This window comes from Microbacterium resistens, from assembly GCF_031456305.1.
GTDB classification, from domain to species: Bacteria; Actinomycetota; Actinomycetes; order Actinomycetales; family Microbacteriaceae; genus Microbacterium; species Microbacterium resistens_A.
Window position 1 is genome coordinate 79,978 of sequence record NZ_JAVDUM010000008.1, and the last position, 21,200, is coordinate 101,177.

19 protein-coding genes are annotated in these 21,200 nt (G+C 69.1%); 10 read left to right on the top strand and 9 right to left on the bottom strand.

Annotation, left to right across the window (positions count from 1 at the left end; translation table 11 throughout):
- Nucleotides 1–11 precede the first annotated feature (11 nt).
- Complete coding sequence (locus tag J2Y69_RS10140) at nt 12–644, top strand: TetR/AcrR family transcriptional regulator (protein ID WP_310020220.1); 633 nt, start codon at nt 12–14, stop codon at nt 642–644.
- Nucleotides 645–673: 29 nt separating this feature from the next.
- Here J2Y69_RS10140 and J2Y69_RS10145 read toward each other — a convergent pair whose 3' ends face one another.
- On the bottom strand, nt 674–1,909 hold the full coding sequence (locus J2Y69_RS10145; RefSeq protein ID WP_310020222.1) for a benzoate/H(+) symporter BenE family transporter: 1,236 nt from the start codon (nt 1,907–1,909) through the stop codon (nt 674–676).
- An 87-nt stretch (nt 1,910–1,996) separates the two neighbouring features.
- Here J2Y69_RS10145 and J2Y69_RS10150 point away from each other — a divergent pair, with 87 nt between their 5' ends.
- Entirely contained in the window at nt 1,997–3,379 is a 1,383-nt protein-coding gene (locus tag J2Y69_RS10150) for an aminotransferase-like domain-containing protein (protein ID WP_310020224.1), read from the top strand.
- Nucleotides 3,380–3,491: 112 nt separating this feature from the next.
- On the opposite strand, the gene J2Y69_RS10155 is transcribed toward J2Y69_RS10150, so the two are convergent.
- From J2Y69_RS10155 to J2Y69_RS10165, 3 genes are all read right to left on the bottom strand, one after another.
- Entirely contained in the window at nt 3,492–5,141 is a 1,650-nt protein-coding gene (locus tag J2Y69_RS10155) for a SulP family inorganic anion transporter (protein ID WP_310020226.1), read from the bottom strand.
- Complete coding sequence (locus J2Y69_RS10160) at nt 5,138–5,503, bottom strand: ArsR/SmtB family transcription factor (RefSeq protein WP_310020227.1); 366 nt, start codon at nt 5,501–5,503, stop codon at nt 5,138–5,140. The genes J2Y69_RS10155 and J2Y69_RS10160 overlap by 4 nt, the downstream gene beginning before the upstream one ends.
- 103 nt (nt 5,504–5,606) lie before the next feature.
- Entirely contained in the window at nt 5,607–6,230 is a 624-nt protein-coding gene (locus J2Y69_RS10165) for a TetR/AcrR family transcriptional regulator (protein WP_310020229.1), read from the bottom strand.
- Between the two features lie 173 nt (nt 6,231–6,403).
- Between J2Y69_RS10165 and J2Y69_RS10170 the strand changes: the two genes are divergently transcribed.
- Entirely contained in the window at nt 6,404–7,498 is a 1,095-nt protein-coding gene (locus J2Y69_RS10170) for a zinc-binding dehydrogenase (protein WP_310020232.1), read from the top strand.
- A gap of 217 nt (nt 7,499–7,715) precedes the next feature.
- Here the strand turns inward: J2Y69_RS10170 and J2Y69_RS10175 are convergent, their stop codons facing one another.
- Nucleotides 7,716–8,216, bottom strand: a complete 501-nt coding sequence (locus tag J2Y69_RS10175; protein ID WP_310020233.1) for a hypothetical protein — start codon at nt 8,214–8,216, stop codon at nt 7,716–7,718.
- Between the two features lie 317 nt (nt 8,217–8,533).
- Here J2Y69_RS10175 and J2Y69_RS10180 point away from each other — a divergent pair, with 317 nt between their 5' ends.
- Together J2Y69_RS10180 and J2Y69_RS10185 are read left to right on the top strand one after the other, a co-directional pair.
- The gene (locus J2Y69_RS10180) at nt 8,534–9,802 is read left to right on the top strand and encodes a S8 family peptidase (protein WP_310020235.1); all 1,269 of its coding nucleotides are present in this window, start codon (nt 8,534–8,536) and stop codon (nt 9,800–9,802) included.
- A gap of 38 nt (nt 9,803–9,840) precedes the next feature.
- Nucleotides 9,841–10,581 carry a hypothetical protein gene (locus J2Y69_RS10185; RefSeq protein WP_310020237.1) on the top strand — a complete coding sequence of 247 codons (741 nt, stop codon included), beginning with the start codon at nt 9,841–9,843 and terminating at the stop codon, nt 10,579–10,581.
- A gap of 34 nt (nt 10,582–10,615) precedes the next feature.
- On the opposite strand, the gene J2Y69_RS10190 is transcribed toward J2Y69_RS10185, so the two are convergent.
- The 4 genes from J2Y69_RS10190 to J2Y69_RS10205 form a co-directional block, all read right to left on the bottom strand.
- Nucleotides 10,616–11,692 (bottom strand): serine hydrolase domain-containing protein, encoded by a 1,077-nt coding sequence (locus J2Y69_RS10190; RefSeq protein WP_310020239.1) that lies wholly within the window; start codon nt 11,690–11,692, stop codon nt 10,616–10,618.
- A 118-nt stretch (nt 11,693–11,810) separates the two neighbouring features.
- Complete coding sequence (locus tag J2Y69_RS10195; RefSeq protein WP_310020240.1) at nt 11,811–12,317, bottom strand: hypothetical protein; 507 nt, start codon at nt 12,315–12,317, stop codon at nt 11,811–11,813.
- A gap of 62 nt (nt 12,318–12,379) precedes the next feature.
- Nucleotides 12,380–14,485, bottom strand: coding sequence for an MMPL family transporter (locus J2Y69_RS10200; protein ID WP_310020242.1), 2,106 nt, complete (start codon nt 14,483–14,485; stop codon nt 12,380–12,382).
- A gap of 147 nt (nt 14,486–14,632) precedes the next feature.
- On the bottom strand, nt 14,633–15,604 hold the full coding sequence (locus J2Y69_RS10205) for a ketose-bisphosphate aldolase (protein ID WP_310020244.1): 972 nt from the start codon (nt 15,602–15,604) through the stop codon (nt 14,633–14,635).
- Nucleotides 15,605–15,742: 138 nt separating this feature from the next.
- On the opposite strand from J2Y69_RS10205, the gene J2Y69_RS10210 reads away from it, so the two are divergent.
- The 5 genes from J2Y69_RS10210 (at nt 15,743) to J2Y69_RS10230 (ending at nt 21,182) form a co-directional block, all read left to right on the top strand.
- Entirely contained in the window at nt 15,743–17,131 is a 1,389-nt protein-coding gene (locus tag J2Y69_RS10210; protein ID WP_310020247.1) for an FGGY family carbohydrate kinase, read from the top strand.
- A 49-nt stretch (nt 17,132–17,180) separates the two neighbouring features.
- The gene (locus tag J2Y69_RS10215) at nt 17,181–18,239 is read left to right on the top strand and encodes a LacI family DNA-binding transcriptional regulator (RefSeq protein WP_310020249.1); all 1,059 of its coding nucleotides are present in this window, start codon (nt 17,181–17,183) and stop codon (nt 18,237–18,239) included.
- Between the two features lie 117 nt (nt 18,240–18,356).
- Entirely contained in the window at nt 18,357–19,397 is a 1,041-nt protein-coding gene (locus tag J2Y69_RS10220; protein ID WP_310020251.1) for a substrate-binding domain-containing protein, read from the top strand.
- Nucleotides 19,398–19,422: 25 nt separating this feature from the next.
- Nucleotides 19,423–20,418: an ABC transporter permease gene (locus tag J2Y69_RS10225; protein WP_310020253.1), complete on the top strand. Its 996-nt coding sequence runs from the start codon at nt 19,423–19,425 to the stop codon at nt 20,416–20,418.
- Complete coding sequence (locus J2Y69_RS10230; protein ID WP_310020255.1) at nt 20,415–21,182, top strand: ATP-binding cassette domain-containing protein; 768 nt, start codon at nt 20,415–20,417, stop codon at nt 21,180–21,182. Before J2Y69_RS10225 ends, J2Y69_RS10230 begins: the two co-directional genes overlap by 4 nt.
- Nucleotides 21,183–21,200 lie beyond the last annotated feature (18 nt).

The window sequence follows — 21,200 nt, forward strand, 5'->3', positions numbered from 1 at the left end:
ACACTTAACATATGTCGAACAACCCTCCGTCCCGTTCGAGGATGTCGTCCGAGCGCCTGGCCGAGGTGTTCGGCATCGTCCATGAGCTGCTCCTGGAGGTGGGGTACGAACGGCTCACCCTGGATGCGGTGGCGGCCCGCGCCCGGACGAGCAAGGCCACGCTCTATCGGCAGTGGGGCGGCAAGCCGGGTCTGGTGATGGCGGCTCTGACGACCGGTGACGCCCGGCATCCGCCCCTGTTCGAGGATGTCGAGACGGTGTCGCTCGACGAGGCGTTCGCGCGGCTGGCCCGGACTGATCTCCTGTCGGATCGCGACGTGCGCATGGGCTTCATGCTGATGCACGCGGCGTCGGCCGATCCCGAGTTCGGTGCCGCCCTGCGTGACGAGATCATCGCGCCGTTCGTGGACCAGCTGTCCTCCGTGTTCCACGCGGCGGCCGACCGCGGCGAGATCGTGCGGGACCCGGCGCTGTTCCACCGCCTGGCGTCCGTGATCCTCACGGATCTCGCCTTCTTCCCCCTGGTCAACGGCCGTGAGGCGGACCGGGCGGACCGGGCGGAGCTGTTCCGGACCGTCATCCGTCCCGCACTCGATCGCCCGGACCGCGCCGGCTCCTCACCTGCGCCCGACACGGCGGCATGATCCGTGCCGGCCTCCGCGCAGGCTCGTGCTCATCCTCGCTTCGCGGCGAGGGGCACCTGGCCTCCGGCGGCCCCTCGTGGAGCGGAGGCGCGGCGTGGGGTGAGCATCAGGAAAGCGGCCGCACCGGTGAGGAGACCCCAGAACGCAGCGCCGACGCCGAGGATCACGACACCGGACATGGTCACCGCGAGGGTGATGAGGGCGGCGACCCCGCTGCGGGCGTCACCGCTCATCGCGCCCGAGAGCGCGGTGAGCGACGAGCCCAGGAGCGCCACGGCGGCGACCACTGAGACGGTCTCGGCCGGGATCGCCTGGAAGCCGGCGACGAGCGCGCCGCCGAACGAGCCGACCATCAGATAGGTCGCGCCGCCCGAGAGGCCGGCGACATAGCGTCTCGTCCGATCCGGGTGCGACTCGGGGCCGATCGCGATCGCCGCGGTGATCGCTCCCAGGTTGATGCCGTGGGCTCCGAACGGCGCGAGTAGCGCCGACACCGTGGAGATGGTGCCCACCAGGAGCCGGTCGTTCGGCCGGTACCCCTGGGACTGCAGGAGCGCCAGCCCCGGTGCGTTCTGCGAAGCCATCGTGACGATGAACAGGGGCAGCGCGATGCTCACGAGCGCCGCCGGGGTCAGCGTCGGCATGGTGAACACGGGACCGCCCAGGGTGAGGGAGGGGGCGATCTCGCGGAACGAGCCGGTCGCCCAGGTCGCGAACAAGCCCGCGATCAGCGCGGCGAGGACCGCGAAGCGATCGAAGAAGCGCTTGCCGAGGAAGAAGGCGATGACGATGGCCCCCGCGATCAGAGGGGCGCTGGCGAAAGCTCCCGCCGCCGTCACGATGAACGGCAGCAGGATCCCGGCGAGCAGGGCCTGCAGGACGGGGGCGGGGACCTTGGAGAGCAGCCACCCGAACCATCCCGTGTAGCCGACCACCGCCGCGGCGGCCGATGCGACAAGGAACGCCCCGACCGCCTCGGCGAACGAGAACCCGCCGAGCGATGCGATCAGCAGCGCCGCTCCCGGGGTCGACCATGCCACGATCACCGGGATGCGGGTCACGAGGCTCAGCACGATGCTGCATACGCCGTTCCCGATCGACAGCGCCCATACCCAGGACGCCGTCTGCGCCTCGTTCAGACCGGCCGCCCGGGTCGCTTCGAGGACGATCAGGAACGGTCCCGCGAAGTTGATGACCGCCGAGAGGAATCCCGCGACGATGGCGGAGGCGGACACATCCCGGAGCGCGATGAGCCCCCGGCTCATGTCCACGCCACCGAACGGATCGGCTCCCCGCCGAGGCGGGTGCGTAACGGGCTTGCCAAATCGACAATAACGTTATCTACTAGTTTCATGTCCGATGATAACAGAGCGGCTGAGATCGCAGCACGCCTGCAGCGGCGGATCCGGACCCTGCCGGTGGGGACGAGGCTGCCCGGTGTGCGGGAGACGTCCGCGGAGTTCCATGCGAGCGCCGCCACCGTCTCGGCCGCGCTCGCAGAGCTGAGCGCCCTGGGCCTGGTCCGCGCGGAACCCGGTCGCGGCACGTTCGTCGCTCGCCGTGAGAACACACCTGAACCGGACTTCGCCTGGCAGTCACAGGCGCTCGGTCCCTCCCGTGTCGACGTCGACAGGGCCTCACGCCTCGGGGGCTATGGCACGGCCGAGCACATCCCTCTGTCGTGGGGCTACCTCGCGCCGGAGCTGCTGCCGAGCGAGGAGCTGCATCGCATCGGCGCGCGCGCCGCGAAGAGCAGCCGGGCGTGGATGATGACCCCGCCGGCGGGGTCGCCTGAGCTCCGGCGCGTCCTGGCGTCGGAGTACCGGGTCGATCCGAGCGACGTGCTCGTCGTCTCCGGAGGGCAACAGGGTCTCGTCTTCGCGATGCGCACCCTCGCCGAACCCGGCTCGACGGTGATCACCGAGAGCCCGAGCTACCCGGGGGCGATCGTCGCCGCGCAGAGCGCCGGTCTCACGCTCGCGTCCGTGCCCGCCGACAGGGACGGGATCATGGTGGACCGTCTCGCCGATGAGCTCGAGCGAACGCGTGCCCGCATCGTCTATCTCCAGCCGAGCTACGCGAACCCCACCGGGGCGGTGCTGAGCGCAGAACGGCGGGCACAGGTCCTGGAGCTCGCGGCTCGGCACGGCGCCTTCATCATCGAGGACGACTGGGCCAGGCATCTCGGTGTCGACGGGGCCGTGCCGCCTCCGCTCATCACGGAGGACCCGCACGGACACGTCGTCACCGTCGCCACCCTGTCGAAACCCGCCTCTCCCGGGCTCAGGGTCGGCGCGATCATCGCGCGCGGCCCGGCGGGCGAACGGCTTCGAGGCTCCCGCACCGCCGACGACCTCTGCGTCGCCCCGATGGTGCAGGAGATCGCGCACAGCCTCCTCACGTCCCCCGTCTGGCCGCGGCACCTCAGGCGACTGCGCACCGAGCTCGCGACGCGGCGCGACGCCCTGGTCTCCGCGATCACGGCCATGCTCCCCGGCGTCCACGTCCCCGCAACGCCCCGTGGTGGCATCCACCTCTGGGCGCGGCTGCCCCTGGACGCTGACACCCGCGAGGTCTGCGCGGCCGCGTACGACGTGGGAGTCCTCATCGGGGACGGGCGTCACTTCTTCGTCAACGAGCCGCCGGCGCCGTTCCTCCGCTTCTCCTACGGTGCGGCCGCCCCGGCTCAGATCGCCGAGGGGGTCCGGCGGATCGCCGGCGTCCTCGCCGCCTGAGCCCTCACCGCCTGAGCGCTCGCCCGGAACGACGACGCCCTTACCCGGAACGACGCCGGGCGGCCGACGCGGATCGGCGGGCCACCGCGGGGAGGGCGGCCGTCGCCGGTGCTCACCCTCTGGCCGCGGCCGTCCGGCTGATGTGGGATCGGGCGTGCGCGATGGCCGGTGCGAGCTCGTCGAAGAGGTGATGGGGGTGCCGGAGGGACTCGATCACGCCGAGCCGCTCCACGATGGGGAGGTGCTCCGGCCTGATGCCCTTGATGAGGACCGTGACTCCGCGCCGTTCCAGCGTCGTCACGAGTTCGGTGAGGGTGTGCGCTCCGGTGGCGTCGATGAGGTGCAGCTGCGACAGACGGAGGATCACCGCCTCGATGCCCTCGTGCGTGTCGATGCGGTCGAGGATCCGCTCGGCGGCGCCGAAGAACAGCGACCCGTCGATCCGGAAGAGGGCGATCCTCTCGTCGCCGGGCACGGGCGGGCCGGGCAGCTCCTCCCGATGCACGCCGCTCGCGGCGCTGAGGGCGCGCAGCGCGAAGAACGCCGCGACCGCGATGCCGATCCCGACGGCGATGATGAGGTCGAAGCTCACGGTGATGATCGCGGTGACCACGAACACGATCGCATCGGAGCGGGAGGACCGCAGCACCTGCCCGACGACGGCGGGGGAGACCATCCTGGTCGCCGTGACCATGAGGACTCCGGAGAGCGCGGCCAGCGGGATCACCGAGACGACGTTCGCGGCCAGGTAGACGACGGCGAGAAGCGCGAGCGAGTGCACGATCGCGGACGCTCGCGTCCTTGCGCCGGATCGCACGTTGACCGCGGTCCGAGCGATCGCGCCGGTGGCGGGCATTCCTCCGAAGAGCCCCGACGCCACCGAAGCGAGTCCCTGACCGAGCAGCTCACGGTCGGCGTCGACCGGCCCGGTGTCCGACATCGACGCCGCGACCCTGGCCGAGAGCAGGGACTCGATCGCGGCCAATGCCGCGACGGCGAACGCCGGTCCGATCAGGCTCGGCAGGGTGTCGACGGCGATCGCGGGGAACGCGGGGAGCGGCAGCGAATGGGGCAGCTCCCCGATCCTGTCCAGCGGCAGGCTCAGAAGAGAGGCGCCGACCGTCGCGACGGCGATCGCGAGGAAGGACGCCGGCAGCCGGCCGCTGATCCGACCCAGAGCCAGCATGACGACGGCGACGAGGGCCACGACCGCGAGGGGGATGAGTGCTGAGGGCCAGGTCGCCGCCGTCACGGACTCGATGGCTGCGATGACGGCGTTGGTGCTGTGCCCGGCCCCGCCGACCCCCACGGCGGCGGGCACCTGCTGGAGGAAGATGATCACGCCGATCCCGACCGTGAACCCCTCGATCACCGGCCAGGGGATGGCGCTCACCGTGCGCCCGAGACGCAGTACGCCGGCGATGAGGACGATGAGGCCCGCGATGATGCTGATGACCACGACGGAGCCGACGCCGTGGCTGACCACGATCGGGGCGAGCACCACTGCCATCGCGCCGGTGGGTCCCGAGACCTGGACGTTCGAGCCGCCGAAGACGGCGGCGACGAGGCCGGCGACGATCGCGGTGATGAGGCCGGCCTCGGCTCCGACGCCGGAGCTCACCCCGAACGCCAGGGCCAGGGGAAGCGCGACGATCCCGACCGTGACGCCGGAGACCACGTCACGGCGCCAGCTGCGGCGAAGCCCCCTGTAGTCGGCGGAGCGGGGCAGCAGCGATCGCAGTGACCATGACGCGGCGCTCATCGCTCGGACGCGATCGCGGGGAGGGTCAGGGCTGAGGCATGATGCCTCTGCGAGTCCTGCAGCAGCTCCGCGAGGAGCTGGCGCGCCACCCGCAACAGGTCGGCGACCTGCGGGAAGGCCAAGCGGTAGTAGACGACGCTCGCCCGCCGCTCGGAGACGACCAGCCCGTAGCGGCGCAGCACGGACAGGTGCTGGGAGAGATGCGACGCCTCGAGGCCGGTCTCCGTGATCAGGTCGGAGACGGGCGTCTCCCGACCGCCGGCGAGGATCTCGAGCACACGGATCCGATACGGATGGGCGAGGCCTTTGAACAGGTTCGCCTTGATCTCGTACAGCGGTCGCTCGTCCTCTCCCAAGCCCATGCGGAACCCCTCAGCCGTCGTCGATGCGTCACCGAGAATGGTGACTTGATGAATCCATCATACTGAGGCATCAGGATCACCGGAGTCCGTGCCTCGCGGGCAGCTACGCGAGGAACCAGCTCGGCGAGAGCTCCCGTATGGAGCTGAGGAGCTCGGCACGGTCGGCGGCGGTGATCTCGGGGGCGTCGCGGCCGCCGTGCCCCTCCATCCAGCGGGCGATCGCGTAGACGAAGCCGGCGGCGATGTAGTCGCCGGCGATGTCGAGGAAGCTCTCCGAGGCGTCGCCGCGCTCGGCGCGGATCGTGTCGCGGAGGTCCTTCGTGAGCCGGGTGAGGAGCCGCCCGGTCGTCTGGGACGTCTCGCCGAACGCCCAGAGGAAGATCTCCCGCTTGCCCATGACCGCGTCGACGAGGGCGGCGAGTCCGATGTCGTAGATCTCCGCCCGCGTCAGCGCTCCCGCGCGTCGCCGGGTCACGTCCAGCGCGAAGAGGGTGTCGAAGATCTCGCCGAGGAGGCTCTCGGCGAGATCGTCGAGCGAGGCGAAGTGCGTGTAGAAGGTGCTGCGCGCGACGCGCGCGCGTTCGCAGACGAGCCCGACCGACGGGTCGTCCGTCTCCTGGAGGGCGGCGGTCAGGCCCGCCTCGAGGCGACTGCGCGTCCGCTCCGACCTCGCGTCCCGCGACACCCGGCTGGCGTCGCGTCTGGCGGGGGCGCTCGAAGGGGTCATGCCCTCGATTCTCTCCTACGAATTTTCTAGACATCTGTCTATTAATGGCTAGGCTGGGCGCAGGCCAACCGCTCACGGTCATGATGAGGGCGCGACGATCCGCGTTCGACGGGCGCACGGCCTGCGGGGCGGGTCGTCCGCCGCGCAGCGTAATGAGAGCAAAGGTGCTGATCATGCGAGCAGCTGTCGCCACGGGCGTCGGGCAGGGCTTCACGACCAAGGACGTCGAGATCGACGTCCCGATCGGACGGGAGGTCCTGATCGACGTCAAGGCATCGGGACTGTGCCATTCCGATCTCCACATCGTCGAGAACGACTTCGGCTTCCGCCTCCCGTCCGTCCTCGGGCACGAGATCGCGGGGATCGTGACGGCGATCGGCCCCGATGTGAGCGCGATCGCCGTCGGTGATCACGTCGTCGGCTGTCTCATCCAGTTCTGCGGCGCCTGCACCTCATGCCTCTCCGGGCGCACGTATGAGTGCCCCAACCCCACCGCGACGCTCCGTGGCGAGGGGGAGGGCTCACGCCTCCGCAACGCGGACGGCAGCGACCTGGGTCAGTCGTTCGGACTCGGCGGGTTCGCGGAGCAGGCGCTCGTGCACGAGAACCAGCTCGCCGTGGTGCGCAAGGACATCCCGTTCGCGCAGGCCGCGATCATCGGCTGCGCCGTCGCCACAGGCGCGGGGGCCGCCATCAACTCCGCGGGCGTCCGCGTCGGCGACACCGTGGCCGTCGTCGGCACCGGGGGAGTGGGCCTCAACGCGATCTCCGGAGCGTTGATCGCGGGCGCGTCGCGGGTCATCGCCATCGACATCGAGGACGGCAAGCTCGAGGCCGCCAAGAGCTTCGGTGCGACGGACGTCATCAACTCCCGCCGGGTGGACCCGGTCGCCGAGGTGCTCCGCCTCACGGACGGCGGGGTGGACCACGCCTTCGAGGTCATCGGACTCGCCGCGACGCAGGAGCAGGTCGTCGCCATGCCCCGGCCAGGCGGACACTCCTACTTCATCGGGATGGCCAAGCCCGGCACGACCGTCACGCTCGACAGCTCGGTCCCCGCGCTCACCCGCCACTCGAGCGTGGAGGGCGTCGTCATGGGCTCGACGAACCTCAAGCGCGACATCCCGATGTATGCCGACCTCTACATGCAGGGCAGGCTGAACCTCGACGGTCTCGTCAGCCAGGAGATCTCGATCGATCAGATCGACGAGGCGTACGAGGCGCTGAAGCGCGGCGAGGTCATCCGCTCGGTCATCACCCGGTTCTAGGCTCTGGCCGACCCGGCGGTCGGGCCGCCCGCGTCTCCGCTGAGGAGTCCCCGCCTCGGCTCTCTCATCCTTCTCGGATGAGAGAGCCGAGAATCACCCGATACGTGACCGTCGATGTCGTCATCTCTCGTCCGCCTCTCAGCGAGCGGGCCCGACTGCCCGGATGGCCCGCAGGTCGGCGACGGTATCGGGTCGGCGGCACGAGGGCAGTTGCCGATCAGCCCTTGTTGCAGACGTCCTGCAGGTTCTTGCTCTGTTCCATGAGCTTGGTGCTGGCGCCCTGAGCCTCGGTCGAGATCTTCTCGGCCTTGTCCTGGGCCTCCTTGAGCTTGTCCATCGCGGCCGGGTCGGTCGCGTCGAGGTTCTTCAGGTCGGGCATCTCGAAGCCGTCGAAGACCTTGACGAAGCCGTTGAACTCGGTCGCGAAGGCCGTGAGCGGTGCCTTCACCGACTCGTTGGTGACCTTCTTGCCGGCCTCGTCGAGACCCTTCTGCACGGGGGCGAAGATGGCGGCGAAGTCGACCTTCTCGCCCTCGGTGGCCTTCTGGATGGCCGAGTTGACGTCGCTCGAGATGCTCGAGGTGGCCTTGTTCATCTCCGTGTTGGCGATCTCGCACGCGTCGGCCACGCTCTGGCCGCCCGCGCAGGCGGTCATGGTGGCAGTGAGGGCGATCGCTGCGGCGAGGCCGCCGATGCGGGTCAGGGTTGCCTTGTTCAAGGTGAGCTCTCCGGTCTCTGCATGGATGGATATGGCTGCCGGTCGCGACAGACATGGTTGCCTTCCACCCTATTCCGAGCTGATGCATAGCTTCGACCGGGTCAGCGGATCGGCGTGGTCGTGACCGCACTGCGGCGACTGCCTCGAAGCCGGCGCCGCAGGCAGGATCGTCGGGACTCACGCGTACACGCGGCGACTGACAGAATGCCCCTGCGGCATGGGCGGACGGAGCGGAACCGGGTCGGTCGGGCTCTTATATGCTGCCATCGACAAGAGACTCAGCGTGCTGACAGATTGACTTTTCGAGAGGCTCCTTCATGATCAAGCGAACAGCCCGTCTGGCCGCAGTCGCTCTCACGGGCATCGCGTTGATCCTCACAGCGGTGTCTCCGGTGCAGGCTGCCGAGGAGGATCCCAATTGGTGGTACAGCGGCATGCACGTCGATGAGGCGCGCGCCGAGGGCCTCACGGGGGCGGGGGTGAAGATCGCCGTGGTCGACACGGCGATCAACCCCGACCTCGGACCGTTCCAGGGCGCGAACCTCACGGTGAGCCCGGAAACGAGCTGTGTGACCGGCGGGAGCCCCGTGTCCGCGGTGTCGACGGCACCTGCCCGCCACGGCACCAACATGACGGCCCTGCTCGTCGCGCGACCGGTCGGAGAGTATCCGATGCAGGGCATCGCTCCGGATGCCGACGTCACCTTCTACTCGGCCGGTCCGGAGAAGTGCGTCGACGGTCCGGAAGGGCGCACCAGCATCATGGACGCCGTGCTGCGGGCCGTCCGCGACGGCAACCGGATCGTATCGGTGTCGATGGGACAGAGTGAAGCCCCGGAAGCCGATGCCGCCGTCATGGCGGAGGCCCTCGCGAAGGGCGTGGTCATCGTCACCTCGTCCCCCAACCACAACGTGGAGACGCACCTCGTGTCGCCGCACACCTACAACGGCGTCGTCTCGACGGCGGCGGTCGGTCGTGACGGAGCGCAGCAGACGGATCCGGACGGGGTCACCCCGGTGATCGTTCCGAGTGTCACGGTGGTGGCTCCCGGAATCGGCTTCCTGGGCATCGGCAACCCCAACGACTGGGATGGCTATTCGATGACGACGGGCTCGTCGAACTCCACGCCGCTGGTGGCGGGTTCGCTGGCGCTGCTCGCCCAGAAGTATCCGGCAGCGACAGGCAACCAGCTGATCCAGGCGCTGATCTCCTCCACCGCGCAGGCCAAGCTCGGTGAGCCACGCGATGAGACCGGCGGATACGGGTACGGCGCGGTGTCGCTGCGGAACCTGTTGGCGACCGATCCGACAACCCTGCCGGATGAGAACCCGTTGATGGACAAACCCTTGGGCGTCCCGACCGCCGCAGAGGTCGCCGCTGCTGCCGCTGGTGGAGAGACTCCGCCGCCAGAGACGACACCTGCACCCGAACCGACCACGAACGAGACCGCCGACTCCGGTGTTTCACTACAGGCCGTCATTCCCTGGCTCGTCGGCGGAGGCATCGGCCTGCTCGTCATCATCGTCGCTGCCGTCATCGTGATCGTCATCGTCACCCGCCGGTCACGTCGATCGACACAGCCGTAGAACAACAACCCGTCCACTCTCTGACCTCGGTGGGAACCATGTCGCAGTCTGATGACGTACGACCGGATCATCGAGCGAATGCGATCCAGGTCGACATGTGGTTCGCGGTGGCCACGGTCGCGGTTACTCTGCTTCTCGGCGTCGGCGTGCTCACGTATTCGGACACCTTCGCCTGGACGATTCTGGCGACGCAGGTGATTCTCGGAGCTTTCAACGTCCGATACGGATTCGGCCTTTGGCGTATCGGCTCCGTTATCGCTTTTCCGCGGTATCTGCTTCTCGTCCCGCTCGCCTCAACGATCCTCGGCGTCTGGTGGATCGCACCGGCACTTTCCGATGACGAGGTGTCCCCGGCTCTCGCCGTGCTCTTGTGGCTCCTCATCTCGTACGCCGCCTCGATCGGATCGGTTCTCGTCGCGCTGTTCGTCCTGGTGCCTCTCGAGCTCATCGGACGCTCACTGCTTCTGATGGTGCGCGGTCGGTTCCGCGACGCGGCGAACCTGATCATCATCGGGTCCTACCTCCTGCTCGTATCCGTCTTCGGCATCGTCGGCGCGATGGCGGTGTCCGGATTGCCGCCCGGCCCCGTCGGCAGCTTTGCCGCTCTGTCCGCGCTTCTCGGACTCGATGGGCGATACGTCGTGGAAAGCACGGCCGCCCTCTGGTGCGCCCGTGTGATCTTGGTGGTGCTGCTGCTCCCGCTCCTGACGCTGCTGCGATCGCGCACCAGGATCGACGTTGCCGAGAACGAGGCGACGCGGGAGCACCCCGCGAGGTAGCGAGGCCGAGACGGTCTCTGGCGTGGCGGATGGATCAGGCGAGAGCGGCGAAGAGGCCCATGACCTCGGGACCCATCTCGACCTGGGTCATCACCACGCGGTACGAGCCGTCGGGATCGACGAACAGGTCGGTGCCGAGACCGCCGGACCACCCGTACCGTCCGCGGTGCGGCCCGGCGGTCTGCACGGCCACCCCGTAGCCCCAGCCCGTGCCGTCCCAGAAACCGGGGAAGAAGCTGTCCGGCGTCTTGACCGCCGCGGGGATCCGGTCGGTGCGCAGCTGCTCCAGCAGGTCGGCGCGAAGAATGGCCTCCCCGCCATGCGTCCCGCCGTTCGCGAGCATGCGGGCGAAGGCCGCGTAGTCGGCGGCTGTCGAGACGAGCTCGCCGTGGCTGAGATCGAACGGCGGGGGAGCTACCGAGAGGCCCGCCCCCGCGGGCTCGACCTCGATCAGTCCGCCCGCTCCGTCGTGACGGAGGGCGGCGGGGAGCCGGTGCGTCTGTTCCTGCGGGACGGAGTACCCGGTGTCGATCATCCCCAGCGGGCCGAACAGGTCGGCGACGAGGTGGTCCTGCAGCGGCCTGTCCACGACGCGGGCGAGGAGGATCCCGAGGATCCCGAAGGAGTGGTGGTAACGCCACCCCGTGCCGGGCTCGAACATCAGCGGCAGTGAGGCGAGCGCGTCCAGCCACTCCTGGGCGCCGAGCGCGAGGGGGTCCTGGCTCGCCTGGGTGAGGTTGCCGATCATCGCCTCCTGCAGCGGGCACGGAACGGTGGTCATCCCGTACCCCGAGGTGTTGGTGAGCAGATGCCGCACGGTGATCGGGGAGTCCGCGGGGACGACGTCGTCCAGGGGCGACCCGGGTGTGCGCAGGACGCGGCGGTCGCTCAGCTCCGGGAGCCACTCCTGGACCGGGGCATCGAGGTCGAGGATGCCGTTCTGCACGAGGCGCAGCGTTGCGACGGCGAGCACGGGCTTGGTCATCGACTGGATGCGCACGATGGCGTCGGGCCGGAGATCACCGGCGGACAGGATCTCCAGCCGACCAGCCGCATCGCCGTCCGCGACCACGATGCCGGGGGCCGTTCCCTGCGCGACGTGCTGGTCCATGATCCTCTGCAACGCCGACATCGTTCCCGCTTCCTCTGAAGGTGACAACGGGTACACCCTACGTCGGCGTGGAGGAGCGAGGCCATCCCCGGCTCCTCCGCGCCGTCGCGGCCGGTCTCTATCTCCCCGATGATCCGGGGCGGATGTCGCCCAGGGCGACGGCCCCGCGACAGGGCAGCGCGAGGAGATCGCCCGGGCGGAGGTCGGCGGGCAGCGTCGGCGCGTCCAGTGCGACGCGGTCGCCGTTCGCGTCGCGGACGACCCAGACGCGATCGGGCGCGTGGGAGATCCGGCCGATCATCCGCAGCTCGCCGCCGTCGTGCGGCACGGCGGCGAGCGATGCGTCGATGGTGAGCGTCCGGACGCCGTCGTCGGTCGCCGCGACGACGGACACGACAACGGCGCTGGTCCACTCGGTCGAGGAGGGGATGCCGCCGGAGAGGGGGATCACTGCCGGCCCCGTCGTGACGCACGGGGTCGCGCAGAGCTCCACGAAGCGCAGCAGCGAGACGCCGGTGATCGTGACGTCGTGCGTGCTCGCGACGGCGCCCACGGGCCAGAGGCCGCTGCGGAAGGGGCTGGGGATCGACTCGCGGAGGGTGGGGAGGAGGGACGTGAGTGTCATGCCTTCAGATCTACGCCCGGCGGGGGAGCCGGCGACGGGCTCCTCACGCAAGGCATACGCGATCATCGCCGACTCTCACGGAACTCCGCCCTCTTCGCTGCGCTCTCCGCCGTCCTCCTCGCCGCCGGCAGCGAGCCCGGCCACCAGATCCGGTCGCCCACGAGTGCGAAGATCGCAGGCACGATCACGGTCCGCACCACGAGCGCGTCCACGATCACCCCGACGCCGACGATCAGGCCGAGCTGTCCCAGCGTCACCAGCGGGAGCACGCCGAGCGCGGCGAACACGGCGGCGAGCACGATGCCGGCGCTCGTGATGACGCTGCCGGTGTGGGCGACGGCCTCGACCATTCGCGCTCGTGTGCCGTGGTCCGCTGCCTCCGAGCGCGCGCGGTGCACGAGGAAGATCGTGTAGTCGACGCCGAGCGCCACGAGGAACAGGAACGCGAGGAGGGGCACCTGCAGGTCCAGCGCGTGCTGTCCGAACAGCACCCGGCTCAGCCACGCGCCGGCACCGATCGCGGCGACGGCGCTCGTGAGGTTCACCAGCAGCAGGAGCACGGGGGCGACGATCGAGCGCAGCAGCACGAGGAGGACGAGGAAGCTGACGGCGAGCACCAGCGGGGCGATCAGCAGGAGATCGCGCTGATTGCCGTCGCGCGCGTCAAGGTCGGTCGCGACCGCTCCGCCGACGACCGCGTCCGCGTCAGGGACCGCGTGGACGGCGTCGCGCAGCTCGGCGATCTGGTGCAGGCTCTGCGCGGTGCTCGGCGCGTACTCGCCGGTCACCATGATCTTCGTCAGCGACCCGTCGTCGGTGGTTCCGATCGGCTGCACCCGGACGACGCCCTCGACGTCCTCCGCCGCGGTGACGACGGCGTCCGCCTCCGCGCTGTCGGCGACGATGAAGACCGGCTGCGCCTCTCCCGGCGGGAAGTGGGCGGAGAGGACCTCCAGGCCCGCCGCCGACTCGGACTGCACCCGGAACCTCTCGCTCTGATCGAGCCCGATCGACGTTCCGAACAGCCCGGCGGCCATCACGGCCAGCAGCGCGGCTCCCGCGAGCAGGCTCACGGCGGGGCGCCTCACGACGCGCGACGCGATCGAGCGCCATGCGCGCCCCTGCTCCCGTGCGTCTCCCGGGCGCGGCACGAAGGGCCAGAACACGGCGCGGCCGCACACCGCGAGGAACGGGGGCAGCACGAACAGCACCGCCGCCAGCGCGATCAGCAGGCCGATCGCCGAGGAGACCCCGAGCCCGTGCGTGCCGGGGATCACGGCGAGCACCAGAGTGAGCAGGGCCAGCACCACGGTCACGTTGGACGCGAGGATCGCCGGAGCCGTCCTGCGCCAGGCCGTGCTCAACGCCTGCCGGTGGTCCTCGACGACGAGCAGCTCCTCCCGGTAGCGGGAGATCAGCAGCAGCGCGTAGTTCGTCCCGGCGCCGAAGACCAGGACGCTGATGATCCCCGCGTCGAACTGCAGGCCCCACAGGGAGCCCGCCGCGGCAGTCATGCGCCCCGCGAGCCCGTCCGCCAGGGCGACGACGGTTAGCGGGACCAGCCACAGCACCGGCGACCGATAGGTGAGGATCAGCAGCAGGGCCACGATCAGGATCGTCACCAGCAGCAGGGTGAAGTCGGCGCCCTCGAACGATGACGCCACGTCCGCGCCGAACGCCGGGCCGCCGGTGACCTGCAGCGTCAGAGCGTCGGGCGCGTGCGCGGCGATGTCGGAGCGCAGCGCGGCGATGGCCTCCGCCGTGTCCGTGTTGCTCTCGCCCACCTCGATCGGTGTGACGAGCATCGCGGCCTTCCCGTCGTCGCTCACCAGGGGGCCGGACGACGGGGCGTCCGCACGGGAGTCCAGGACGGGCAGGAGCCCCTTCAGCTCCTCGATCTGCGCGTTCGAGAGGGCGTCGCCGTCGTCCCGCGACGCGACCACCAGCACCGACTGGCGATCCGCGTTCGGGAACTGCTCCATCAGCGCGCTCGTCTGCATCGACTCCGAGCCCGCCGGCGCCTGTGCGTTCCGTGCCGGTGCCTTCGCGGAGCCGAAGGCACCGAAGAGCGCCACCATGACGAGGAGGGCGACGCCGAGCGAGATCCACGCGCCGCCGCGCGAGGTCAGCCGGTCGGGGAAGGGTCTGCGGGCGCGAGGATCTGCCATGTCATCGACTCCATCAGGAACGGCCCCGCGGGCCATCGCGAATTCGATGGAGCCGGATGTCAACCCTTTGGACGATGTCCGCTCGCCGACGGCGTGCTGTCCCTCGGCCGTGACGGTGTCCCTCCCCGCGGGGAGGGACACCGGCTCTCAGCTCCGGTGCCGATAGGCCTGTCCGGCCTGGCCGAACACCTGCATGCGGTCGGCGACGATCTCCTGCATGGCTACCCGGCCACGGGAGCCGTAGAGGGCGGGGTCCACTCCGATGCCGTCTTCGTCGAGGTACGTGCGCACCGCCGCGCTGTACGCCATGTGCGAGTCCATGCCCTGGTTGATCTTGCGGATGCCGAGCGTGGTCGAACGAGCCTTCTCCGCCTCGGGGACGCCCCAGGACTCCGGAAGCCTACCGCCGTGCGCGTTGATCGTCTCACGCAGCGCGGCGGGCAGGGAGGAGGAGCCGTGCATGACGAGGTGGGTGTGGGGGATCCGTTCTGCGATCTCGGAGATGAGGTCCATCCGCAGGACCGTCCCGTCGGGCGGGCTGGTGAACTTGTAGGCGCCGTGGGAGGTGCCGATCGCCACGGCGAGCGCGTCCACCCCGGTCTCGGCGACGAACCGTTCGGCGTCGTCCGGGTCGGCGAGAACGATCTTCTTGATGCTGGCGCCTCCGTCCTCCGAACCGCCGATCGTTCCGAGCTCGCCCTCGACTGAGACGCCTCGCTCATGGGCGTACTGCACGACCCGGCGCGTCACCGCGACGTTCTCCTCGAAGGTGGCTGGTGTGACATGGTCGGATCGCATGCTCCCGTCGATCATCACGCTTGTGAAGCCCGCGCCGATCGCCCGGACGCAGTCGTCGAAGCTCGCTCCGTGATCGAGGTGGAGCACGACGGGGACATCCGCGTACTCGGCGACGAGGCCGACGAGCGCCTTCCAATACAGCTCGTCCCTTCCGTGGGCGGAGGATCCCGCGATCGTCTGGACGATGACCGGGGAATCGGTCTCCGCGGCGGCGTCCAGCACCGCCTCGGCTTGCGCGAGGTCCGTGACGTTGAACGCGCCGACGCCGTAACCGCCTGAGCGGGCGGCATCGAGAGCCTCAGTGAGAGTGATGAGTGCCAAGGGGACGTCCTCCATTCGATCGGCCCACCGTTCCCGGGGGCGATATCTGACAACGGTAGACAGACTAGGGTGGAGGATGTTACTTTGTCCATCGATGGACAGAATTGTTCACAGGAGAACGTCGAAGGAGACGAGCGGATGCGAGACGAACTGCTGCTGGGCATCGACCTCGGCACCTCCTCGATCAAGGCGAACGCGATCGACCGTCATGGACGGTCGATCGGACTGGGGGTGGCTCCGACGCCGTTCGCCCGGGGCGCGCACGGCGTCGACATGACGTCGGAGGCGCTGTTCGACGCGGTCAGGGCAGCCGTCGCCGATCTCGGAGTGATCACCTCGCGGATCGCGGGCGTGGGCATCGCGAGCATGGGGGAAACGGGGACGATCATTCGTGCGGACGGTCCCAGCGACCTCCCTCTCGTCGCCTGGCACGATGAACGGGGCTCGGAGATCGTCGCGGAGCTGCTCGACAGGTTCGGCGCCGAGGACATTCGTCGTCGGACCGGACGGGCGGGGCGCAACGTCACCAGCATCGCGAAGCTGGGCTGGCTGTTGCGGCACGGCTACCGCACAGGCGGGACCTGGACGGGAGTCGCAGGCCTCACGCTCTGGCGTCTGACCGGTGTCCTGGCACAGGAGCAGTCGCTGGCGGCCACGAGCGGAGCCTTCGATCCGGTGACGGGTGAGTACGATCGTGAGATCCTCGCCGCCCTCGGATTGGACTCGCTCGTCTGGGCGCCTGCGCGGAAGGCAGGGACCCTGCTCGGACGCATCTCGTCCGGAGGTGCCGCCTGGAGCGGGCTGCGGCAGGGCATCCCCGTAACGATCGCAGGGCACGATCATCCGGTCGGCGTCATCGGCTCCGGAGGCGACCGCACCGAGGTCATCGACTCGATGGGCACGGGCGAACCGCTCGTCGTCTCCTGGGACGCGCGGCATCAGCCGAACGGCGCGCACCCCGGCTGGCCGGACCAGTCGGGAGATCTGACCGTCACCGCGTGGCCGGGGACGGATCGGCACATGCTGCTCTGGGAGACCCTGCGGCCGGGGCTCGCGCTACGTAACTTGCAGCGCGCGCTGCGCGTCGACCGCGACGACATCGAGTTCTCGGCGATTCGTGTCGATGCCGACCCGCTCGACCTCTCGACCCTTCTTCGGATGCAGGACGGGGAGGTCCCTGCCTGGCTGCTCGATCGTCCCGCGGAGGAGTCGTGGGCGTCGACGCTCGAAGGATATGCGGCGGCATCGGTGGACGCCGAGACGCGACTGCGAGGGCTGTCCGGCGTCATCGGTCCGACACTGCTCATCGGAGGCGGTCTGCGGAGTCGAAGGTGGGTCGAGGCGAAGCAGCGTCGCAGCCTGCATCCACTCGCGATGGCGTCGGAGCGAGAGGCGGTGTCGCGCGGTGCGGGGCTGCTGGCCGGAGTCGCGGCAGGATGGTGGGCGCCGGAACAGTACCCGCCGGCTGACACGATCCCGCTGTCGGAGATCCCGACGCTTCTGGACAGCACCGCTCGCCGTGGGTGAGAGAGGAATACCGCTCCATGCGTACATCATCGTCTTCTGGACGGCTGTCGTGACCGAGACGCGACCCGGGCTCCGACGCCCTGCGCGACTCGTGGACATCGCCGAGCTCGCGGGAGTGTCGACCAAGAGCGTGTCGCGCGTCCTCAACGAGGAGGCATACGTCGCCCCCGCGATGCGTGATCGGGTTCTGGCGGCCGTGAAGGAGCTCTCGTACGTCGGGGACGCGGCGGCGACAGGCCTGCGCACCCGTCGATCGGGTCTCATCGGGCTGATCATCCCGGATGTGCGCAACGGGTACTTCGCGTTGTTGACCCGTGCGATCGAGGAACGCCTCGCCTCGACGTCGCCGACGTTGCTCCTCGGCGATTCGGACGAGGAGGCCATCCAGGAGGAGCGGTATCTGCGGACGTTCCGTCAACAGCACGTCGACGGGCTCATCGTCCTTCCGAGTGGCGCGGCCAGTCTCCCCGACGCCGTCTCCGAGATACCCACGGTCATCGTCGACCGCACCGTCCCTTCGGTCCGGAAGATCGCGGACCACGTCCTCGCGGGAAACCGGCGAGCCGCTGAACGCCTCGTGGGGCACTTGGTCAAGCACCACGGGTTGAGCCAGGTCGCCCTCGTCGCCGGCCGCACGACCGTGTCCAACGTGCGCGATCGTCGGTCCGGATACAACCGCGCGATCAGCGCGGGCGGCCTCGACCCGTACATCACCGTCGGGCACGCGACACCCGACGACGCGGCAGCGGGAGCGTTTGAGCTCTTCCGCACGATGACCCCGCCGTTCGGGGTGTTCGCGACGAACAACCGGATGTTCTGGGGGGCGATGGCAGCGATCGCGCGGCTGGGACTGCACGTCCCGCGAGACGTGCTCGTCACCACGATCGACTCGATCGGCGAGGCCACCGTCACGGGGCTCAAGCCCACTCAGGGTGTGATCCCCGTTCAGTCCGTGGCGGCGAAGGCCATGCGTCTCCTCGCTGAAAGGGCCGATGACCCGACGTTGCCGCCAAGGCACGAGTCCGTCGACATCGACATCGAATACGGCACCACCTGCGGATGCATTCCGCTGACCACCCCACTGATGATGGGGCCGGTCAGCGTCTAGGACCCGTCGGCGACAGACGGACAGAGAAGGGGCCGGCCGCAGGAAAGCCGCAAGCGATCTGCGACCAGCCCCGATGTCGCACCGAGAAAACCCGAAGCACCACTCGAAGGAGAGAAGATGTTGAGAACTCATCGGATCCGTACCACCCTTACGGCGGCCGTGACAGCGACCATCCTAGCCGCGGCGGTCTCCGGCTGCAGCGGACAGGGTGCGCCCGATGCGACGGGAACAGCCGGATCGGCTTCGACAGACCGTATCGCGCTCGTGATCAAGCCGCTGGACAACACCTACTTCGGCGCGATGGCGGACGGTGCTCAGGACGCCGCCGAGGAGGCTGGTGTGGAACTGACCGTCGTCGCCGCCGAGAACGTCACGGACGACTCCGGTCAGGCGACGAAGCTGAACTCGCTCGTCACCGCTGGGTACGGCTGTTACATCGTCAACCCCACCAGCCAGACGAATCTGCTCACCGGCCTCGTGCCGGTGTCGCAGGAGGGCACGCCCATCGTGAATCTCGATCTGCCCATCGACCTCGAGGCTGCAGAGCGGTCCGGTGTGGAGGTGACCACGTACGTGGGCACCGACAATGAGACCGCGGGGGCGACCGGCGGCGAGGCCATGCTGTCGCTGGTGGACGCGGGATCCTCGGTCGCCCTTATCGGCGGCCTTGTCGCGGATCCGGGCAACATCGCCCGGCTCGCGGGGTTCGAGAAGGCCGTCGAGGGAAAGCTCGAGATCGTGCAGACCGTGGCCGCGGACTTCGACAAGGCGAAGGCGAAGAGCGCCGCCTCGACGATCCTCATCGCGAACCCGGACATCAAGGGCTTCTTCACGCCGTCGGGAGACATGGCCATGGGGATCCAGCAGGCCGTTCAGGAGGCGGGAAAGACCGGGCAGGTCGCCGTCGTCGGTATCGATGGGACGGAGGATCAGCTCAAGGACATCGTCGCGGGAGGACAGCCGGCGGCGATCGAGCAGTTTCCCTACCTGATGGGCGTGCAGTCCGTTCAAGCCTGTGTCGCGGCGATGGGGGGCACGGACATCCCCGACAAGGTCGAGACGCCGGTGCTCATCGTAGACAAGAAGAACGCGCAGGCCGCGCTCGACTCCTTCCCTGCGCCGCCGGCCGGTTTCGACGTGCCGAACCCGTTCAAGTAACCGCGAGAGACGGGGATCCTCACCCATGACTACCACCCTCACCACACCGCCGACCATGACCGGCGCGAACGGCATCGGGCATGCGGCGCGTCGGGCGCTGAGCTCGGAAGAGACCTGGATGAAGCTTGCCGCGCCTGTCGCGCTGGTCGTGCTGGCGGTCGTGTTCGGCCTGCTCAATCCGCGCTTCCTGTCCTGGCCGAGCATCACGACGATGCTCGCGGACTCATCCATCCCGATCGTGCTCGCCCTTGGCGCGACCTTCGCCGTGTCCCTCGCAGGGATCGATCTCTCGCTGGCTGCGACGGTCGCCCTGGGGAGCGTGACGATGGCGACCGCCTACCAGTCGGGCATGCCCTTGGTCGTCTGCTGCGGGATCGCGCTGGTGACCGGTCTCGCGGTCGGGGCGATCAACGGTACGTTCATCGGCTGGGTGAGGATCCCCGACTTCATCGTGACGCTGGGAAGCCTCAGCATCGTGATGGGGCTGAGCCTCATCGTTTCGCAGGGCAAGCCGGTGCAGATCCCGGAACAGGGGCTGACGATGCTCAGCACCCTCAGCATCGGCGGAATACGTCTCAACTTCCTCATCGCCATCGCCCTGGCCGTCGTTCTGCACGTCGTCCTCTTCCGCACGCGGTTCGGGACGCATCTGCTGGCGGTAGGGGACAGCCCGGACGCGTCGAAGGCCATGGGCCTCACCGTGCCCCGCATCAAGCTCGCGGGCTACATGATCTGCGGGGCGATGGCGGGGGTGGGGGCGATCCTCCTCACCTCCTACATCGGTTCCAGTCAACCGGCCACCAATACCGACTACCTGCTGAAGGCGATCGCTGCGGTCGTGCTCGGCGGCGTGAGCCTGTTCGGAGGGCGGGCCACCATCTACGGTCCCGTGATCGGCGCGATTCTGCTCACGTTCCTTCAGTCCGGTCTCACGCTTCTCGGCGTGAGCGCCTTCTACTCGCCGCTGGTGATCGGCATCGTCGTCATCGCGGCCGCCACTCTGATGAGAGGACGCAAATGACCGCCATCCGCGCGTCGGACGACAAGATCGTCGTCGACGACATCCACAAGTCCTTCGGCAACGTACACGCTCTGCGCGGTGCGTCGCTCACGATCAAGACCGGCGAGATCACGGCGATCGTCGGCGACAACGGCGCGGGGAAGTCGACGCTGGTGAAATGCCTCACCGGGCTCTACACGCCCGATCGCGGCGAGATCCGGATCGACGGGACGCCCGTTCGCTTCTCGTCTCCCCGCGACGCCAGGGAGAAGGGCATCGAGACGGTGTATCAGGACCTCGCTCTCTGCGATCAGCTGAGCGTGTGGCAGAACATGTATATGGATCGCGAGCTGGTGGCCGGGCCGCCAGGGGTGAAGCTCCTCCGGAGGCGCGAGATGCGTAGCCGTGCGTCCGAGCTCATCGCGGAGCTCGCCGTGAACGTCCCTGGGGTGACGCGGAGCGTGAAGAGGCTGTCCGGCGGTCAACGACAAGCCGTCGCGATCGCGCGGGGGGTGATGTGGGCGGAGAACATGATCATCCTGGACGAGCCCACCGCCGCGCTCGGCTTGAATGAGACGGCCCAGGTGGAGGACCTCATCCGCCGGGTCGTCCGGGGAGGGAAGACCGTGCTGGTCGTCTCCCACAACTTCGAGCAGGTGAAGCGGCTCTCGCAGCAGGTCTGGGTCATGCGCGGCGGCAGGGTCGTCGGCGGCACCAGGACCGAGGACGTCAGCGGAGAGCAGCTCGTCGGCATGGTGACCGGCGCGTTGCCGACCATCGGGTAGGCGGGGGAGGGGGGAGGG

Bases quoted from the DNA above. Each gene is read 5' to 3' on its own strand.
- J2Y69_RS10140 (WP_310020220.1), top strand. From the start codon at position 12: ATGTCGAACAACCCTCCGTCCCGTTCGAGGATGTCGTCCGAGCGCCTG.
- J2Y69_RS10145 (WP_310020222.1), bottom strand. From the start codon at position 1,909: ATGAGCCGGGGGCTCATCGCGCTCCGGGATGTGTCCGCCTCCGCCATC.
- J2Y69_RS10150 (WP_310020224.1), top strand. From the start codon at position 1,997: ATGTCCGATGATAACAGAGCGGCTGAGATCGCAGCACGCCTGCAGCGG.
- J2Y69_RS10155 (WP_310020226.1), bottom strand. From the start codon at position 5,141: ATGAGCGCCGCGTCATGGTCACTGCGATCGCTGCTGCCCCGCTCCGCC.
- J2Y69_RS10160 (WP_310020227.1), bottom strand. From the start codon at position 5,503: ATGGGCTTGGGAGAGGACGAGCGACCGCTGTACGAGATCAAGGCGAAC.
- J2Y69_RS10165 (WP_310020229.1), bottom strand. From the start codon at position 6,230: ATGACCCCTTCGAGCGCCCCCGCCAGACGCGACGCCAGCCGGGTGTCG.
- J2Y69_RS10170 (WP_310020232.1), top strand. From the start codon at position 6,404: ATGCGAGCAGCTGTCGCCACGGGCGTCGGGCAGGGCTTCACGACCAAG.
- J2Y69_RS10180 (WP_310020235.1), top strand. From the start codon at position 8,534: ATGATCAAGCGAACAGCCCGTCTGGCCGCAGTCGCTCTCACGGGCATC.
- J2Y69_RS10185 (WP_310020237.1), top strand. From the start codon at position 9,841: ATGTCGCAGTCTGATGACGTACGACCGGATCATCGAGCGAATGCGATC.
- J2Y69_RS10190 (WP_310020239.1), bottom strand. From the start codon at position 11,692: ATGGACCAGCACGTCGCGCAGGGAACGGCCCCCGGCATCGTGGTCGCG.
- J2Y69_RS10195 (WP_310020240.1), bottom strand. From the start codon at position 12,317: ATGACACTCACGTCCCTCCTCCCCACCCTCCGCGAGTCGATCCCCAGC.
- J2Y69_RS10200 (WP_310020242.1), bottom strand. From the start codon at position 14,485: ATGGCAGATCCTCGCGCCCGCAGACCCTTCCCCGACCGGCTGACCTCG.
- J2Y69_RS10210 (WP_310020247.1), top strand. From the start codon at position 15,743: ATGCGAGACGAACTGCTGCTGGGCATCGACCTCGGCACCTCCTCGATC.
- J2Y69_RS10220 (WP_310020251.1), top strand. From the start codon at position 18,357: ATGTTGAGAACTCATCGGATCCGTACCACCCTTACGGCGGCCGTGACA.
- J2Y69_RS10225 (WP_310020253.1), top strand. From the start codon at position 19,423: ATGACTACCACCCTCACCACACCGCCGACCATGACCGGCGCGAACGGC.
- J2Y69_RS10230 (WP_310020255.1), top strand. From the start codon at position 20,415: ATGACCGCCATCCGCGCGTCGGACGACAAGATCGTCGTCGACGACATC.